The organism is Mesorhizobium sp. M7A.F.Ca.CA.001.10.2.1 (assembly GCF_003998575.1).
GTDB lineage: Bacteria > Pseudomonadota > Alphaproteobacteria > Rhizobiales > Rhizobiaceae > Mesorhizobium.
The window spans coordinates 1-1,261 of the sequence record NZ_RZQY01001056.1; the positions used below are offsets into that span (position 1 = coordinate 1).

Sequence of the window (1,261 nt, forward strand, 5' to 3'; positions counted from 1 at the left end):
GCGCGGCTTCGAGGCCGTGCGCGCGGAAGCCGAAGCATTTTCGGCCAAACCGCTGCCCGATGCCTTGAAGGCAATCGGCACCAAGCTGGTGATGACGGTCGGCGGCGCCTCCGGCCCGCTATTCGGCACCCTTTTCCTGGCACTCGGCAAGGAGATTTCAGCGGCGCCTGATCGCGCCAATCTGACGGCGGCGTTCGGCAAGGCGATCGAAGCGGTGGCAGCACGGGGCAAGTCGCAGGTTGGACAAAAAACCATGCTCGACGTGCTGCAGCCGGTGCATGACGCGTTGCTGCAGGGAAAGACGGCGCCGGAAATCGCAGGTATCGCCGGTGCGGCCGCCGAGGCGACCGTGCCGATGAAGGCCCGGCGCGGCCGTGCGTCGTTCCTTGGCGACCGGTCGATCGGCCACATGGATGCCGGTGCACGCTCGACCGCGCTTCTGGTGCGCACGATCGTCGAAACGCTGGAAGGTCAGCCATGAGCAATGTCGGCATCGTCATCGTTTCGCATTCGCCGCTGGTTGCCGAGGGCACGGCCGACATGGTGCGGCAGATGGTGGGCGACGAAGTGCCGCTTGCATGGTGCGGCGGAAACGGCCATGGCGGGCTCGGCACCAATGTCGAGGCGATCATGGGCGCCATCGACAAGGCCTGGTCGGAAGCCGGTGTCGCCATTCTGGTCGATCTCGGCGGTGCCGAGACCAACTCGGAAATGGCGGTGGAGATGATCGGCGAGCCACGCTCGCACAAGATCATCGTCTGCAACGCGCCGATCGTCGAAGGCGCGGTGATGGCGGCGACCGAGGCCTCCGGCGGCGCCTCGCTCCGGGAAGTGGTGGCGACGGCACATGAATTGTCGCCGTCGTGAGTGAACGGGAAGTTTGAAGACATGTCCGCATCCGCCGAAGCGACCGTTGTGATCACCCACGAGGTGGGCCTGCACGCGCGTCCTTCGGTGAAGTTCACCAAGCTGGCCAAGAGCTTTGCCGCCGAGGTGGAAATCGCGCTTGCCGCCAACGGCCCCTGGTTCGACGCCAAGAGCATCGTCAAGGTGATGGCGACCAAGGCGCCGAAGGGTACGCTGTTGCACATCAGGGCCAGCGGAGACGGCGCCAATGATGCCGTCGACGCGCTGGTCGAACTGGTGCGGCGCGATTTCGACGAAGGCGCGGACCATGCCCGAACCGCTTAGGCTGCAAGGTATTTCGGCTTCGGCCGGTTATGCCGAAGCCGAAATACCTTGCAGCCTAAGCGGTTCGGGC

General features: G+C 65.2%; 3 protein-coding genes. All 3 read left to right on the plus strand.

Annotated features, from left to right (window positions below):
- On the plus strand, positions 1-481 hold a 481-nt coding region (gene dhaL, locus EN964_RS34980), incomplete at its 5' end, for a dihydroxyacetone kinase subunit DhaL (protein ID WP_127277472.1).
- The gene (gene dhaM / locus EN964_RS34985) at positions 478-867 is read left to right on the plus strand and encodes a dihydroxyacetone kinase phosphoryl donor subunit DhaM (RefSeq protein ID WP_013528085.1); all 390 of its coding nucleotides are present in this window, start codon (positions 478-480) and stop codon (positions 865-867) included. The genes dhaL and dhaM, both read left to right, overlap by 4 nt.
- Positions 868-888: 21 nt before the next feature.
- The gene (locus EN964_RS34990; RefSeq protein ID WP_127271907.1) at positions 889-1,191 is read left to right on the plus strand and encodes an HPr family phosphocarrier protein; all 303 of its coding nucleotides are present in this window, start codon (positions 889-891) and stop codon (positions 1,189-1,191) included.
- The last annotated feature ends 70 nt before the right edge of the window (positions 1,192-1,261 follow it).

Excerpts from the sequence above, each read along its gene's own strand:
- EN964_RS34990 (WP_127271907.1), top strand. The coding sequence starts at position 889 with ATGTCCGCATCCGCCGAAGCGACCGTTGTGATCACCCACGAGGTGGGC.
- dhaM (WP_013528085.1), top strand. The coding sequence starts at position 478 with ATGAGCAATGTCGGCATCGTCATCGTTTCGCATTCGCCGCTGGTTGCC.